The organism is Olivibacter jilunii, assembly GCF_900607235.1.
Taxonomy (GTDB): domain Bacteria; phylum Bacteroidota; class Bacteroidia; order Sphingobacteriales; family Sphingobacteriaceae; genus Olivibacter; species Olivibacter oleidegradans.
This window is the reverse complement of the sequence record NZ_LR027849.1, coordinates 1-15,560: the sequence shown is the minus strand read 5'-3', so window position 1 is coordinate 15,560 and position 15,560 is coordinate 1. Positions and strand designations below refer to the sequence as shown.

The 15,560-nt window shown below is 42.0% G+C and carries 19 protein-coding genes; 6 read left to right on the top strand and 13 right to left on the bottom strand.

What is annotated here, in order from left to right:
- Window positions 1–4: 4 nt before the first annotated feature.
- The 10 genes from E0E36_RS06100 to E0E36_RS06055 all read right to left on the bottom strand — a co-directional run bounded on the left by E0E36_RS06100 (window position 5) and on the right by E0E36_RS06055 (window position 9,243).
- Window positions 5–439: a DUF2147 domain-containing protein gene (locus E0E36_RS06100; protein WP_130855174.1), complete on the bottom strand. Its 435-nt coding sequence runs from the start codon at window positions 437–439 to the stop codon at window positions 5–7.
- A 10-nt stretch (window positions 440–449) separates the two neighbouring features.
- Window positions 450–1,232 carry an SDR family oxidoreductase gene (locus E0E36_RS06095; protein ID WP_130855173.1) on the bottom strand — a complete coding sequence of 261 codons (783 nt, stop codon included), beginning with the start codon at window positions 1,230–1,232 and terminating at the stop codon, window positions 450–452.
- Window positions 1,233–1,364: 132 nt separating this feature from the next.
- Window positions 1,365–2,408 carry a DUF6268 family outer membrane beta-barrel protein gene (locus E0E36_RS06090; RefSeq protein ID WP_130855172.1) on the bottom strand — a complete coding sequence of 348 codons (1,044 nt, stop codon included), beginning with the start codon at window positions 2,406–2,408 and terminating at the stop codon, window positions 1,365–1,367.
- A gap of 28 nt (window positions 2,409–2,436) precedes the next feature.
- A complete protein-coding gene (locus E0E36_RS06085; RefSeq protein WP_130855171.1) occupies window positions 2,437–2,955 on the bottom strand; it encodes a hypothetical protein in 519 nt (172 codons plus the stop codon).
- 114 nt (window positions 2,956–3,069) lie between these two features.
- On the bottom strand, window positions 3,070–4,392 hold the full coding sequence (locus E0E36_RS06080) for an MFS transporter (RefSeq protein ID WP_130855170.1): 1,323 nt from the start codon (window positions 4,390–4,392) through the stop codon (window positions 3,070–3,072).
- A gap of 41 nt (window positions 4,393–4,433) precedes the next feature.
- The gene (locus E0E36_RS06075) at window positions 4,434–5,210 is read right to left on the bottom strand and encodes an SDR family oxidoreductase (protein ID WP_130855169.1); all 777 of its coding nucleotides are present in this window, start codon (window positions 5,208–5,210) and stop codon (window positions 4,434–4,436) included.
- 91 nt (window positions 5,211–5,301) lie between these two features.
- Window positions 5,302–6,231: a helix-turn-helix domain-containing protein gene (locus E0E36_RS06070; RefSeq protein WP_130855168.1), complete on the bottom strand. Its 930-nt coding sequence runs from the start codon at window positions 6,229–6,231 to the stop codon at window positions 5,302–5,304.
- A gap of 211 nt (window positions 6,232–6,442) precedes the next feature.
- Window positions 6,443–7,177 carry a helix-turn-helix domain-containing protein gene (locus E0E36_RS06065; RefSeq protein WP_130855167.1) on the bottom strand — a complete coding sequence of 245 codons (735 nt, stop codon included), beginning with the start codon at window positions 7,175–7,177 and terminating at the stop codon, window positions 6,443–6,445.
- Window positions 7,149–7,937 carry a nucleotidyltransferase domain-containing protein gene (locus E0E36_RS06060; RefSeq protein ID WP_130855166.1) on the bottom strand — a complete coding sequence of 263 codons (789 nt, stop codon included), beginning with the start codon at window positions 7,935–7,937 and terminating at the stop codon, window positions 7,149–7,151. Before E0E36_RS06060 ends, E0E36_RS06065 begins: the two co-directional genes overlap by 29 nt.
- 343 nt (window positions 7,938–8,280) lie before the next feature.
- A complete protein-coding gene (locus E0E36_RS06055; protein ID WP_130855165.1) occupies window positions 8,281–9,243 on the bottom strand; it encodes an aldo/keto reductase in 963 nt (320 codons plus the stop codon).
- Between the two features lie 100 nt (window positions 9,244–9,343).
- Between E0E36_RS06055 and E0E36_RS06050 the strand changes: the two genes are divergently transcribed.
- Window positions 9,344–9,700, top strand: a complete 357-nt coding sequence (locus tag E0E36_RS06050; RefSeq protein ID WP_130855164.1) for a winged helix-turn-helix transcriptional regulator — start codon at window positions 9,344–9,346, stop codon at window positions 9,698–9,700.
- A 438-nt stretch (window positions 9,701–10,138) separates the two neighbouring features.
- On the opposite strand, the gene E0E36_RS06045 is transcribed toward E0E36_RS06050, so the two are convergent.
- The gene (locus tag E0E36_RS06045) at window positions 10,139–11,035 is read right to left on the bottom strand and encodes an NmrA/HSCARG family protein (protein WP_130855163.1); all 897 of its coding nucleotides are present in this window, start codon (window positions 11,033–11,035) and stop codon (window positions 10,139–10,141) included.
- 74 nt (window positions 11,036–11,109) lie between these two features.
- Between E0E36_RS06045 and E0E36_RS06040 the strand changes: the two genes are divergently transcribed.
- The 4 genes from E0E36_RS06040 (at window position 11,110) to E0E36_RS06030 (ending at window position 13,488) form a co-directional block, all read left to right on the top strand.
- Complete coding sequence (locus E0E36_RS06040) at window positions 11,110–11,496, top strand: winged helix-turn-helix transcriptional regulator (RefSeq protein WP_013667659.1); 387 nt, start codon at window positions 11,110–11,112, stop codon at window positions 11,494–11,496.
- A 227-nt stretch (window positions 11,497–11,723) separates the two neighbouring features.
- Entirely contained in the window at window positions 11,724–11,942 is a 219-nt protein-coding gene (locus tag E0E36_RS27905; protein ID WP_207303731.1) for a hypothetical protein, read from the top strand.
- A gap of 38 nt (window positions 11,943–11,980) precedes the next feature.
- On the top strand, window positions 11,981–12,667 hold the full coding sequence (locus tag E0E36_RS06035) for an ATPase (protein ID WP_207303730.1): 687 nt from the start codon (window positions 11,981–11,983) through the stop codon (window positions 12,665–12,667).
- A gap of 254 nt (window positions 12,668–12,921) precedes the next feature.
- Window positions 12,922–13,488 (top strand): Crp/Fnr family transcriptional regulator, encoded by a 567-nt coding sequence (locus E0E36_RS06030; RefSeq protein WP_013667662.1) that lies wholly within the window; start codon window positions 12,922–12,924, stop codon window positions 13,486–13,488.
- Window positions 13,489–13,565: 77 nt separating this feature from the next.
- Here the strand turns inward: E0E36_RS06030 and E0E36_RS06025 are convergent, their stop codons facing one another.
- Window positions 13,566–13,856, bottom strand: coding sequence for a hypothetical protein (locus E0E36_RS06025; protein WP_207303729.1), 291 nt, complete (start codon window positions 13,854–13,856; stop codon window positions 13,566–13,568).
- Between the two features lie 30 nt (window positions 13,857–13,886).
- On the opposite strand from E0E36_RS06025, the gene E0E36_RS06020 reads away from it, so the two are divergent.
- A complete protein-coding gene (locus tag E0E36_RS06020) occupies window positions 13,887–14,732 on the top strand; it encodes a helix-turn-helix transcriptional regulator (RefSeq protein ID WP_130855162.1) in 846 nt (281 codons plus the stop codon).
- Between the two features lie 128 nt (window positions 14,733–14,860).
- Here the strand turns inward: E0E36_RS06020 and E0E36_RS27675 are convergent.
- Window positions 14,861–15,560: RpnC/YadD family protein (locus tag E0E36_RS27675; RefSeq protein ID WP_165446928.1), on the bottom strand; the 700-nt coding region annotated here is incomplete at its 5' end.

The following is a 15,560-nucleotide window of genomic DNA, read 5'->3' as shown; positions in this document are numbered from 1 at the left end:
TAGTTTACTGAACTCTTTTCCATTTAAATGATTTGCCCATCAATGGGACACCTTTGTAACCCCGGGTTTCCAGGTCATTAGGGCCTTTCAGTTTACCTTTGAGACCATACGTGTTGCCATCCTGTACGCTATACAAGGTACCATCCACGTATTCGCCGTCCTTATAGACAAGGCCGGTGATATGCGTCAAACCTTGCACAGACCTGCTCCGGAGTTTTTCATTCGGATTTTTAACGTCCTTCTTTGATGTTTTGCCATCTGCTTCGAACATCTCTTTCGACCATAAAAGTTTGGCGGAATAGGTGTTGCCCGCTTTGAATACCTCGATCTTGTAATCATCACATTGCCACACCCCTGTGATCCGGTCAGCAGGTAATTTCTGTGCGAAAGAGGTTATTGATAACAGCAGTGCGAACACGGCTAAAATTGATTTTCTCATAGCTGATTATTTATTGTTGATTATTCAGTTTTTTAAATTTTTTAAATTCCCTGTGTCCTAACTGCATCAGTTGGTTAGGCACCAGTCTGCTTAGAAATTTTATCACATTCACCAGAAATGGCTTGATCTCAGGTGTATCGTTCAGAAGTCCTTTGATGGCTACACTGACCAGTTTATCCACATCCATCATTTGGCTTGGGTTCGGTGGCAGCACCCAATCATGCTGAAGATTAGTATTCACCCCCGGAGGAACCAGTTCGAATACCTTGACACTGGTTTTGTTCAATTGAAGGCGTAGGGCTTGCGTGTACGCATGAATTCCGGCTTTTGAAGCGCTATAAACCGGAGCGGTAGAATAAGGCATAAAAGCAATGGCAGAAGAGACGTTCACAATTGCCGCAGCAGGCTTTTTGATCAGGTGCGGTAAGAACTGATGAACCATCCGTATCGGTCCCGTGAGATTAATATCGATCTCACGGGTGACGTTTTCCAAGTCTTTGCCGGCATCCTGAACGTCAAGCAACCGCATTTCACCTGCATTGTTGATTATGATATTCAGATCAGGATATTGTTGCGTCACCTCCTCGTAAAGGCGCTCAATATCCAGCGGATCGCTTACATCGCTCTGAAAGACGTGTATTTTTGGGAAACGCCTTTTGGTATCATTTAAAGCTTCTTGTTTACGACCTGTAACGATGATGGTTGATCCCTGCCGGGTAAGTTGCCTGACAAGTTCCAAACCTATACCGCTGGTTCCTCCTGTGATCAGGATGGTGCTATTCTTTAAGTCCATATTTTCTCACTGTTGTTGATGCAAAGTTCAGCCAATATCGATGAGCAGATGTATCCAAAAGTCGCGAGGTTGTAGTAAAAACACCATTTGCTTGATAGCGTAATTTCAGCGGGAACGAAATTGTCTAAAAACTTACTTCTTTCGCTTCGAAAAGGGGTTAAAAGAAAATCCGATGTTGGCGTAAGGCGCCGCGTCAGCTCTGCCTTCCCAAGTGTAATCGGTGAACGAACGGTCTTTTTCAAACGTGCGTGCGTATGGATTTATACGGACACCGGCCCGCAACGAAAGAGTGATGCTTCCCGGTAAAATGTGCTCATAAAGCAGTCCCGTGTTCACGTCAACCTGGCGATACTGATAGGTTGTGCCGTTTTCGTCAAGATCGTTCAGAAAGAAAGTGGTTTGCGGGTCGAGTTCCCAACCTGCGGAAAGCCTGCCATTGCTAAACACTTTTTTTCGCAGGTAGGCATACCGTGGCAGAAAAACATCTGCCATCAGGCGCTCATTGAACTTATGCTCTAAAAGGAATGTTGGAATCACACGGATAAATGTACCAGGATCGGTAGTGTATAAAATTCCGACATTGATCTTCGTTCTATTGTTCGCTTTCAGAACAATAGCGCCGGTAAACAGCCCGCGAACCCTTTCCAGCGAACGTTCACTCCAATCAACATTGACACTGCCGCTATAGATGACGGTCTTTCCAAAGAGTTTCGAGAAATAGACAACGTTCAGCCCCTCTGTATGATAATGAAGATCTCTGCTGACCGTTTGTGATGTAGCCGTTGTGGATGTCGGGAAGTTGTACTCAGCAGAGACATATCGGTAAAAACCATTGGCCTGTACCAACCATCGGCGGTTTTGCAAAAGATTAATATTGGCACTAGCACTCAGTTGTGACCATTTGGTAAACTCGCCATCCGGAAGATCCTGTCCTCTTAGGGTAGACGAGGAGTTGTAATTGCCGTATTGTTTGTAGTCTATGCTAAACGGCCTGCGTTCGGCAAACTTATCCGCTTCATATTCAGCGACTTTTTTGGCAAGACTATCCTGGCTCTGCGCCTTACCGGCGAGGGGCAGCATTGCAATACACGTGATTACTGTTAGCGCCTGGATATAGCCGAAAGCTGCTCCTATTGAATGACGCGCGCTAGAAATTAAAAAATTGTGATTAAACATAATTGCTAAGATTAATTGTATGGAACTATTATTTTTTATGGCGGAGCCTGATCCTGACGAACATGTCTATGCCGCAGGTAGTCAGGCGTACGTAGCGTACAGGCGATCTGACGATATTTGTCCTTTGAAGGTGAATTTTGATCGCAATATGGATGATCTGGAAAACGTAAGTCCGCACCAGGTCGGACTTGTAGAGATAGTTGGATTCCATGCTACCGCATATCTTATCAAAGATCGGCGCAAGTGTCAGCACTTCTTCCTCATCCAATTCGATGCTTATGGGATTGCGCTCTTTAAAAAGATCGATGGCCTCGAAATTGCACCAAACACCTTTATCAAAAAATGCCTTTTCAAACGATGTGATACAACCCATATCCTGATCTTCCCATTCAAGATCGCTTGACCTGCAGAAGACAAGGGCCGGACGCCCCGTTAAGGTGGCACTTATTTTTAGATAGATGTAAAACGTGTTTTCGTTTGGAAGCAGCCTGTCCCTCCCGCTTCGACCCGATGGCCACCATTCGGCATAAAACTGATCACTTTTCATTTTTTCGAAAATATTACCAAGTATGCCAGCCCTAGGTCCAGACAATACCTATTTACACAGCTTTACCAGCCGTTATGGCAAACGCACAGGTTTGCATGATAGTCAGTGAATATGTTATTTAATAAGTGAAAGTTGGTTGCCCATGTCTGCAGGGACATTTTGTCTGGGTGGTACGGCGAAGTGTTCTCTGATCTTTCTGCTGGCGATGAATAGGGCAATGCTGCTTAGTAAACTGGCAACAGGAACGATCATCATTCCCCAGCGCAAACCGTTTACCTCATAAGCCGCACCGACCGCATCACTGATCATGCCCACGAGCAGCGGCGATAGTGCCGGACCTAATAACCCGGAAGCGATCATAAGCAGACTGGAAGACAGTGCCTGCTTCCCTGCCCCTGCTATAAGATGACCTGCGCCAAAAGCAAATGGAAGCAGAAACGCAAAGGCTAGCATAGCAGGTACAAAAAGCGCAATGGACATCCAGCCTTCAGGCGCCAGGAGCCCTGCAATCGTTGCAATTGCGGCGATGCTGAAAACAATAGCTGGCGGATGCAATAAACGGCTTGCCTCGCGGTTTAAAGCGCTATCAAATAACCGTCCACCACCTACGGTGCCGATGATGCCCATCAGCCCTTGTAACAAGCCGAAGGATAGCCCCACCTCGCTGGCTGTCATGCCGTGTGTCCGTATCAGGAACGGTGCAGTGAAGGCATAAAATGGTGCAGCGGCAAAACCTAAAAAGTTCGCGCCAATGAACATCCACAGGAACGCAGGTTTCGACAGCAGCTCGCGGCCGGCGGACCAGATATTGCCGGTAGCACTGCCGGGCTGCTTCGAAGTAATGACCGTCTTCCCTGTAAACGTCAACACCAGGATAACCAATAGTAATCCGACACCTCCCGCAACAAAAAGAGCAAAACGCCAGCCTATATGATCACTTGCCCAGCCGCCGACACCAAACCCTATCATTGTACCCAAAGGGATGCCCATCGAAAAAATGCCGAGCGCGCGACCACGCCGATGCTCTGGGATGTTACCCGCAATCAGTGCATGACTGGCGGGCGTTCCTCCGGCTTCTCCAAGGGCTACGCCAAAGCGCGAAAGCGCCATTGTCAGGAAACCTGCCGACAAACCACCCAATCCCGTCATAATGCTCCAGATCAATACACACCAGAGCAAAACCTGCCTGGATGCCCCACGATCAGCCAACCGTGCAAGCGGCAGGGAGGCCACAGAATAGATCGCTGCAAAGGCTATCCCATTGATCAGCCCTAACTGCGTATCACTGAGGTGCAATTCTTTTTTAATGGACTCTGCAAGGATAAAGGGTAATATACGGTCGATCTGGCTGAATGCGCTGACCAAAAATAAGGTAACAATGAAAGCCGTTCTGCGCCAGCGGCTCAGCGGAGGTGTTGAAGTCAATTGATCGTTCATAACCATGATTTTGATTGTGAGTAGAATTTTTTTGAGGGAAATTATTTGCCGGACATGGCTTTCTCGCCCATCTTAGTGGCTTGCGAAAGCATGAATTTGGGGGCAAGCCTGCTCAGGATACGCATGATCTTGGCACTGCCGGGAAAGATCTCGTAGGTATTGTTGATCATCCCTTTAATAGCTTCGTCTACAATTTTTTCGGGTGAGACTAACATTTTGGTATCAACTTCGCCGCCATTCCTGAACTTTTCATTCAGGGGTGTTGTAGAGCCGGGGGCGATGAGTTCGAATACCTTGATGCTGGTAGATTTAACCTGTACCCGCAGACATTGCGTGAAGGATCGTAATCCTGATTTACTGGCGCTATAGACAGGGGCAATCGGGAATGCACCAAGTGCGATACCGGAGGTGACATTCAGGATGGCAGCGGTCTGTTGTTTTTTAAGGTGGGGCAGAAACTCCTGGGCCATACGAATGGGGCCCATCAGGTTGATCTCTATTTCGCGGGTAATATCATACAGGTCGTGATCTTCATACAGGGCAATCTTTCGCATCTCCCCGGCATTATTGATCAGCATGTTCAGCTCGGGAAACTTTTCTGTTACCTCTTTGTACAGACAGCTGATATCCTCGACCTTGCTAACATCACTTTTTATAGTGTGGATGCCAGGAAGAATCTTTTTTGTCTCTTCCAGTTTTTGTTCGTTCCTGCCGGTGATGATCACCCTATTGCCGAGTTGAAGGAGTCTGGAGGCAAACTCAAAACCAAAGCCACTTGTTCCTCCCGTGATCAGAATTGTGTTCTTGCTTAATTCCATGTTCTTTAATTTAATAGAACAAAGTTGGCAAGAACGGATCAGGAGGACTTTGCAAGAATCAAAACAATGTTTGCAAAAACGAAACCTTTCTCTAGTTTCTGAAAGTCAGAGGAGAGCAGTCCGTCTGCTTTTTGAAAAAGTTAGAAAAATGTGCGACCTCTTCAAATCCTAAACTAAACGCGATCTCGGACACATTCCATTCCGTTTGCCTGAGCAATATCTTAGCTTCCTGAATGATCCGGTTACTGATCAGGCTTTTTGTTGTCTGGCCGGTCTGCTGTTTCAGTACACGGTTCAGATAGTTAACATGGATAGACAGCTGATCGGCATAGTCTTTAGGCGTACGCAGTTTAAGTCCCTGAAATGGCGAGGCGATGGGAAACTGCCGCTCCAAAAGTTCGGCGAACAATGAGGATACACGGGACGAGGCGTTATGCTCCTGGTAAAGATCAGTAGCAGGCTGCAACTTTTGACCGTAATGGATCAGCTCCATTAAATAGTTGCGTATCAGGTCATATTTATACGCATAATCGGAATTGATCTCCTTATGCATCTTTCTGAAAATCGCTTTGATCTCTTCCTTTTCCTGTTCATTGATATGGAAGCAGGGATACCCCCCCGGCTTAAATATAGGCAGTTCATCAAGTACAACACCACTTTTGGACTGTGCAAGAAAATCCGCGCTGAAAAGGCAAAAGTAGCCACGCTGATCCATGTCTTTGGCGATCCAGTTATAAGGGACCTTCGGCGTGGTAAACATCAGTGCCTGCGTTTCGATATCAATTACTTTATCAGCATATTCCGCCCGGTTGCGTCCATCAATTAGGTTGATCTTATAGTAGGCGCGCCTGTTGTAAGTCATATTAGGCTTTACTTTGATCAGTTTTGCCAATTCACTGACATCAAATACATTGAAATGGCCAACTTCCTTTGTAAGCCCCTGGGGTAATAACTGGCTGATGTCTTTGTTTAAATTATCTGAAGCTGTCTTATAAAAACCTTCAAGCGTAGTGATTTCCATATTGATCGATTTGCAATAATCAAACATAACCATTCTATTCCACCTTAACAAACATTCTTTAAAACTGCGCTTGAAATTCAAAATTGTGGTGCCATCAAAAGCGGATAACGGTGTAGGTTTACGAAATTTAGGACAGCATAAAATTCAGATAAAAATAATTTCCGCAAATTACTTTTACACTACGACTGGCACTTTGTAAAAATGCGACAAATTAAAGTAATGATGGTGAAAGTCCCGTATTTCGTTTGATGTCATTGCTAAGATGTGAATGATCATAATAACCGCATTCAAATGCAATATCGAACAAGCTGCGGTTTTGCTTCGAATCTTTGATTAAAGACAAAGCATGCTGAAAACGAATAATGTTCGAATATTCTTTTGGTGATAGTCCGATGAGCTTTTTAAAATTTCGCTCCAGTTGTCTTACGGTTGTAAAATTTCTTTTCGCCAGATCGTAAATGTTAGCTGTTCCGTTTGATGAATGTATATGGTCAATAACAGCATGTAATGGATTGGTTTTGGTTTTTATTCTTTCGGAATAAAAATGGTCAAAATAATTGAATGGATTTTCAAATGCTTTATCAACACGAAATGAATTGGATTTTTCTAATTCGACCGTGTTATTTGTCAATTCGTCTTGCGAAGCATGACGATAGAAATTCGCAAAAGTTGCCGGTTTTAGGCACACACCAATTAAATGCGTATCGTTATCAATAAAGCTATCTTTAAAAGAATTCATGGCACCCACTACGTACGTCTTTCCAAATTCCATCGAAAGCGCCCCGTTATCTGTCAGGCATTTATTTCCTAAATTCAGTATAATGCCCGCACAGCCATCGGGAAAAACCCGTTCCCATTGCTTTTCATTTTCAGCTCCCTTCAGTTCCCAATAAAAATGAATGAAGCGCGCTAATTCTTTATAGGGTTTTATTTTTTTGTATTTCATCAAAATAATTCATCACTTTTTTGTCTGTGTCGTTTTGTAATCTCACTTTGCTGTCAAAAAGTTCCGTCCTTAATTGTCTGTATAAGGATACTCCGTTTCTCAAACTAGCTAATAAGGATTGCCGATCATAGGTTGGAATCGTGCGTTTTAACTTTTCTAAATCTGCGGATTCCAGTTCTGTTTCTACTTTTCTAACACCACGGGGTAAATTGTCATTTTTGATATGGAGCAATGGTCCAAAAACAACCATGCGTAAAAATCCCATAAAGTCATATGCTTCAAAATATTCTCCCCGCCCTATTTTTAGCAATGCGTAATGGATCCAAGTCCAAAAACGATCTTCAATCCATTGATAGTCCGGGTAAGGAAACTTCGCTTCGGTACAGTGAATTGCTCTTTCAAGTTGTCTATCTTTGTCGATTAGCAAAGTTGGAGTTTCAATACGGACTTGAAATTCGTCAAGTGTTAAAAATTTTATATCTACGTGCAAAAGAGGATTGTCATAAAGACAAATCAATAATCTCGGTTCTCCAACGTGCTCACCCGTAAATCCCGACAAAAAATCCCCTAATCTTTTTGCATAGTCGAGCATACGATTGCTGTCGTTGGAAATTTTTTGTTTCGTTACCAGAATTAGGTCGAGGTCAGAAAATTCATCTATTTCATTGGTCAGCCACGAACCGGCAACAGCCAAACCAATCACGTTGTCGTCCGGCTCTAAAATCTCTTTAGCTTTGTCAGCAAATTCTCGTTGTATCATTGTATCACTGTCATTTCTTCAGGTTACCTGTAACTGATAAATACACGTAATGCGAATTTAAAATAGTTGTTAGCATTAGTTTCAAATTTACAAAATAAATTCTTCCGTAATTATTGTTTGAATGCCAAGTGTGTCTTTCAACGTCAATCAACACCACCTTTCCCATCCCTTCAAAATACCTTTATAAATTCGACTTCCACAGCAAATGAGGCTGCTCTCTTTTTTGCTTTTCCCGAGGCTAAGCTAATCTTCCAAAGTAATAGCCATAATTGGAATTTTTCCGTAAATTATGCTCTATTATCTTCTGCGTCGAGTACACAACAGGTTCCCTTACTGAATAAGCCTACCCTCTTACTTTTACTAGCAAGTCGTGCGGATAGCCTAACACGATTTTGCTTAATTCATCCAATCGGGAAAGTTCTTCAGGGTTTAATTCTATCTCTGCTGCTTTTAAGTTGTCTTCCAAATGATTAATATTACGGGCACCCGCCAATGGAAAATGACCAGTGGATAACGCCCAGGCAAAAGCGACCTGCCCCGGCTTTGCATCATGTTCTTTGGCCACTAACTCCAGGTAGTTAAGGATCTCCTTCGTAATATCATCCTCCCGTTGCGCTTCATCAGCTATTTTGGCTAAGCGCCCGGTTGCACCGTTCCTGTATTTACCGGTTAATAAACCGCCGGCAAGCGGAGAATAAAGCATGGTTCCTAATCCAAACTCTTTGGCCATTGCCAGAAATTCCCGATCTGCTGTTCGTTGTACCAAATTGTATTCAATCTGGATGGCGTTCAATGGAATCGAGGAGGCAATCGCAGCAGTTTTCCAGGCAGGGAAATTGGTTAGCCCCATATAAAGCACCTTGCCGCATTGTACTAAATCTTCCAATCCGCGGGCAATTTCCTCCCAAGGGGTACAACCATCGTCATAATGCGGCATATAAATGTCGATATAATCGGTTTGCAATCTTTTGAGGCTTGCATCCACAGCCTGACGCATCGCTTTACGATGATTTCCGAAATTGCTGATACCAGGATTCGGACTGCTACTTTGCGTATATTTTGTGGAAATAATAAAATTCTGGCGTTGGCCTTTCAGAAATCTCCCGATGATTTCTTCCGATTCGCCCAACTGGTATCTATCGGAAGTGTCGATAAAGTTACCGCCTGCCTTAGCATAGCTTGTTAGGATACCGTGTGCTTCCTCCGGAGTTGATCCATAACCGCTGCGGATGCCCAAACCGGCTCCGCCTAGAATAATTTCACTTGCATACAGACCGGTGCGTGTGCCGAATAATTTGTACTTCATTTTTTTTGTTTACTTTTATTATACAAAAGTATCTGAAGGTAATTTTGTGTGCAATAACGGATAAATTTGTCCGTATCCGAATCGTTTAGCAATTGGCCTTATGTATCAAAAGAAAATACCGGTGATGCTGGATTGTGGCCTGCATCTTTTTATGGAAGTGATGAGCGGAAAATGGAAAATAAGTCTTCTTTGGAGCATTTACCACGGCATCAAACGACCGGGAGAAATTCACAGAACCCTATCCAAAGCTTCCAGAAGAGTGTTGGATGTACAGCTGAATCAATTGGTAGCACATGGTTTAATTTTAAAGAAAGATTATAACACCAAACCCTTTAAAGTGGAATACGAATTGACGGAACTAGGCAAATCACTTATTCCTGTTATTGAATCAACTGCCCGATGGGGAGAAGAAAACAGAGAAATTTTAGAAGAGCGGATTTTATCCGAAGGAGTGTAATGAAGGGTTACGTTTTTTTTCTCTCCGCAAAAAACAACCTAAAGTAAGGTAAGTTCATTATTCCAAAAATGGTTCCCGGTTAACATGATGCTATGAATTCGGACAGTATATTCCTGATTTTATTTCCCTTAATAAAACAGGTACAGAAATGCTTACCAAAGATTAGATCAGCATAGTTGATGGTGCACCACCTTAAAAGAGTTGCCAAAATAGCTTATTAGGTAGCCGACGGACGGGATTCCTTACAACTAAACACCTCCGAAGCTAAAATTGGCAACCAGTACCTTTATCAAAGATTCTATATTTGGATCAACTACAATTCATTAGCGAGTTATTAGAAAATGGATGATCTTTTATTATACAATCAATATCAAAAAATAAAGACTTTTATGTATCAAGCTGTCTAGCGAAAGGTCTTATGGGGGAGCAGAAGGCATATCACTGTTTTGAGATGTTGGATGTTTTATGTTGTAACGCCCTGATGTTTTTTGTGCCAACCTCATCCATCCATTGATCAAAAGTCGTCAAGCTTGGCATCCATTGATTAATAAGCGAATAATCTATTGGATCGTAGCCTTCCTTTTCGATCATTTCAACCAGTTGCGCGAATGTTTTGCTTTGTTGATATAATAGCTCTTGAGGGACTTGTATAAACTCGATGGATTGGTTTAATTTACTTTCCAGCAGCTGTAAAATTTGCTTCGGCATGTACAGGTCGCTCCCTAAATCAATCGTTTTCCCTTCGAATTGTTTTGGGTTTTGAAATACAATTCTGGCAAAGGTTCCTATATCCTTAGTGGCAACATAAGGGATCGCACGATCTTCAGGTAAGGGATTTATAAATTTCCCCTCTCCTAAACCGAAACTTGGCAGCAAAAGATTTTCCATAAACGATGCTGGCCTGAGAACCACACCCTTTAACCCGCTGGCCCATAAGTATTGTTCAATACTGAATTTGAATTTTGGACGGAAGGTTGCTTGTTTATCTGATGCCATGACCGAAGAATATACAACGAAATTGACTCCGCATTCTTTGGCTACCTCTAAGATCTGAATTCCCATCGCTGCTTCCTGTTCATCAGTCTCTTTGCTGGATATCCAAACCGGTGGCAGCACAAGATATAGTCCGTCTATGGTTTGCAACGTTGGGCGTAAAGCATCAATGTTTTCCAGATCTCCTTGTAATAAATGAGCACCTTTGTTTTTTAAATGCTGTGCTTCCGGACTATTTGGATTTCGGGTTAAAGCAGTCACGTCGAAACCATGATCTAATAACTCTAAAACGGTGGCGCTTCCTTGATTTCCGGTAGCACCTGTAACAAAAATCTTTTTCATTTTCTGTATTATATCGGACAAAGGTAGTTCGCGATATCGTTATATTTGCGTTTAGTTTCCTCAAGGAAAGCGCTATGGAAAAAAAGATAAAGCCCTGTATCGACGATGAAGAAATGTTGAATAAAAGATTTTTGGCATTGCGAGACACGTTAGAATTATTTGGAGGTAAATGGAGGTTCTGTTTACTTCTTAATATTTATTATCATGAGCGATTACGGTTTAAGGATTTTTTTGAAGTTTCAAAGGGTATTTCCCCAAAAGTCCTAAGTAAGGAATTGACAATTCTGGAGGAACACCAACTTGTTCAGAAAGTTGTCGAATACACGCCTACGCAAGATATTGCGTATTATCAACTCACTTCCCATGCGCAGATGATTTGGCCGGTTCTGAATAGTTTGATCGAGTTTGGACTCTCAAACAGAAAAGAGGTAATTGAGGCCATCTTAAAAAGTAAATCTTGATGGTATTTTTTGTTGAACGGGGTGATGTAAGATCAATACCCTCTACTTCGCTTCTTCACATAATTTTTCGGCTGTGACAAACCTAAATCATCTTTGCGCTCATTCCATAAGGTCAACCCAGTGATATAACGGCTGTGTTTAAAATATAGTTCTTTTTTATTAAATTTGAGCAAAGCGGTAATAGAATGGGTAATGTAGCAAAATCGTCAAATAGGTTGTCCAGTATAATGGAAAGAAACGCAGTCAGCAAAGCGGCAAAGAAAGCATCGTCACGCGCTGCGAGGATTTCCAAAGCATTAGAGATCCCAGTTCAAGTAATCATGAAGGGCACTTTGATCGAAAAGTCCGCTGACGGATCTGTTAGGACAATTAAAAAAATCAAAAAATCACCTAGTAATATAAAACTCAAAAAAGGAGCGACGTTATGCCTAAAGCCAAAAGGCTAAGGGTTTTTGCGGGCCCGAATGGATCTGGCAAATCTACCTTGTTCGAAGATATCAACCAGCAATTTGATACAGGCTATTTCGTAAATTCAGACGCTATCGAAAAAGAAATCAGTTCGACAGGCTTTGTTAATTTAGAAAATTTTGGATTAAGCCTTACGGAAAAGGATTTGCATTCTTTTTTTCGGAAGCCCAATACGCAATCGCTTCTGGAAAAATCTGCGGCTGAGGGACATAAAATTGATATTCGGATTAAAGAAAACGTAATCGTTGATAGGTCACGGGATACACATAGTTATGAAGCTTCACTTATAACCTCTTTCATTCGTAAACACTTACTGGAAAAAGGGATTTCCTATTCTTTTGAAACGGTGATGAGTCATATTTCAAAATTGGATGAAATTCAAAATGCCAAAGATTTGGGGTATAAAACTTATCTTTACTTTATATGTCTTGATGATAGTCAGCTTAATATTTCTCGCGTACAAAACAGGGTAGAAAAAGGAGGGCATGCTGTTCCGAAAGATAAAATTATCACACGATATACGCGAACTTTAGAAAATCTTCTACCAGCAGTTCTATTAGTACAAAAGGCGTATCTATTTGACAATTCCGGGCAAACCATGCTTCTAGTCGCTGAAGTAAAAGATGGACAACTAACTATTCTTGTGGAAGAAGAGAAACTTCCAAACTGGTTTATAGAGTATATCGTAAATAAAGTTAAATAGCGCGGGGCAAAATCTATGTATGGCTGGAGCTTAAAGCCAGCTTGCTATTGCCGGGAAGTCGTCGTTCGGACGGCAAATAGTATTATTAAACAGAAAGCCATGAGCGTTGTTTAATGCATAGCTCAAATATGTACGATAAATAGATGTATTTAGCCTATTTCTTCTTCTTGTTTAATTTCAACCAGCATATTGGCATATTACAGTTTTTATCAAATGGTAAATAAGTAAAGTGATATTATGTTTAACTTGCCTTAATGGAAGAAATGATTGAATATATGCTGCGATTTGGCAACCTTAATAAACAGCAAATCGATCTGGTCGTAAGTAAAGCGCAACCACGCGAATTAAAAAAAGAGGATTATTTCTCTGAAGCGGGAAAAGTGCCAAAGGAGGTCGGCTTTGTAGTTGAAGGTGTTATTCGTGGCTGTTATTACAATAATAAGGGTGATGAAATTACACGTTGTTTTATTAGTGAAAACAGCTTGGTATGTGATTATGTTAACTTGGAGGCAAACACTTCATCTTCTGAGTATCTACAAGCCATTACAGATTGTAACCTAATTGTATTTTCAAAAAAAGATTGGGAAGAACTCTCCCATATTATCGTTGGTTGGGATAACATTAAGAATAAAATGGTGCAACTATGTATGTACCAAAAATCCAGAAAAGGCCCCGTAATATCGCAAGATGCTACCACAAGATATTTAGAATTTATGGAAAATTACCCATCGCTCATCAATCGTATTCCACTGGCTTATATTGCCTCCTATTTAGGAGTAACTCAACAATCTCTTAGCCGAATACGGAAAAATATCCGGTAATATAACTTTTTACTATTGGTAAATAGCATGACTGTTTAATGCTCAGGTTTTGTGATTAACATGATGCCGTCATATAATTACTCCACTTTCCATTCCCTACGCTGCTTGTGCTGCTGCCTGAATTTGGCATAATAGCCGTTTTGCAGCAGCAGATCATGAGGGCTTCCCTGCTCTATGACACTGCCGTTTTCCAGTACAACGATATGGTTGGCCGCCTGAATAGTGGCAGGGCGATGGGCAATGATGATGATGGTCCGGTTTTGGTCGCTGGAAATATTAGCAATGGCGTCGCTGATAGCCTGTTCGTTTTCCGGGTCAAGGGCTGATGCGGCCTCATCTATTAACACAATACGCGCATATTGGAACATAGGCTTTCGTATGAAGATAATTCGCTATCGATGGAATTATCTGACATCTCTTTAAATGATTTTCATTTAATACGTGGCAGGCAGGCAGCCAACGAGGATATCAGCTTTGTCATCCACTTCGACACTTCATTTTATGTCACCCATTTTGTGCTAGGAGATACCTTAAATACCTCAAAGCAGAATCCCTGGGCACCTTCTCTAAACACCTATCGGCTATACTATCAAGACAGGGATCAATCGGAATCCGGATATATAGGTAAAAACCAGCAATATAACTTCTTTGAAATGGCTTTTCGGAAGAGCTTTTTAGACGGGCTCGTTGAAGAAGATGAGCTGCTTGCAGACAAGTTATTTAGCCGCTTTGGTAAGGAAGAATATAGAAACGCTCCTGCTTCTCCTATAATCCCTGATATGTACAGTTGTCTTGGCGCTATGGACAGTAAGGTTTTTACCGGGCCGCTGCAACAATTGTACCTAGAGACGAAAGCCCGTGAGCTTTTGTTGCTACAGATTCAGACGCTAATGAAAACAGAAAGTGCAGTATCAACGTTAAAACCTGCGGATATTGACTGCCTGCATGAAGCAAAGCATTACATCGAGCGGAACTACCGAAGGCCTTGCTCCATTATTGATTTAGCCAAAATTGTCGGTATTAATCAAACCAAACTGAAACGCGGTTTTAAAGAGTTGTTCGGCACCACGGTATTCGGTTATGTGAGAGATTTGCAAATGGAAAGGGCTAAGCAGCTACTGCTGGAAGAAGGCCTTTATGTTAGCGAGGTGGCCGATCAGGTAGGATATAATCACCCTCAGCATTTTACCGTGGCGTTTAAGCGTAAATTCGGTGTATTGCCAAGCGAACTGAAAAATAGTTAGATTTCATTCCATGAGACTGTTCTTAGCACGGGAGCCTCGTTTGAACTGCCAACAGTATTTTAAACAGAAAAGCCATGCACGTTGTTTAATGCATGGCTTAAATATGTATGATAAATAGATGTCTTAGTCTATTTCTTTTTCTTATCTAGTTTGGCGCGGATTTTTTGAACGAATTCAATAGAAACTTTTGCGGCTTTGGCCGCTTGCTCATCGGTAAAACCGAATTCGAGCAATAGATTCTCTACAAACTCTTTGCTCTTTTTTTGTTCACCTTGCCTAGTAGCTCTATCCAACAGTAATTCTTCTATGCCCATAGCTTCGCTCCTTCCTGTAACCGTTTGTATTTCTTGTTCAAATTTAACATTATTATCATCATTTTCAAAACGTACATAATACCTTAAAAAGTTCATCAGTGCCCTGATTTTCTTTCTTTTAATCCTTCTTTCAGTCAGCTTGCGTAGCAATTGTAGCTTAAAGCTCATCAGCTCTGCCTCGCTTTCTTGACTATCTCCGTACTTGCTTCCTATAAATGCTGCCCTTCCTACCAATACTGCGATTGCAAACGGATTACCACTTTCCAATAATTCTTCTTCATTCTGCAGCGCCAGCTGGTATGTATTAAAGCGATAAGTTAAACTGGTTCCTTGATAGCTGGTTTCGTATCTATCAGGTCGCTTCATCTTGTATCCGTCCGTAAAGACGGCATAGGCACTGATACGTCGGTTGTATTTGTCCAATATCCTGTAATAGTAAGTGAACATACGCCTGGGGAAATCCTTTTGATACCTTCCTTGTACTTCTACATGAATCAGTATCCATTCCTCCTTC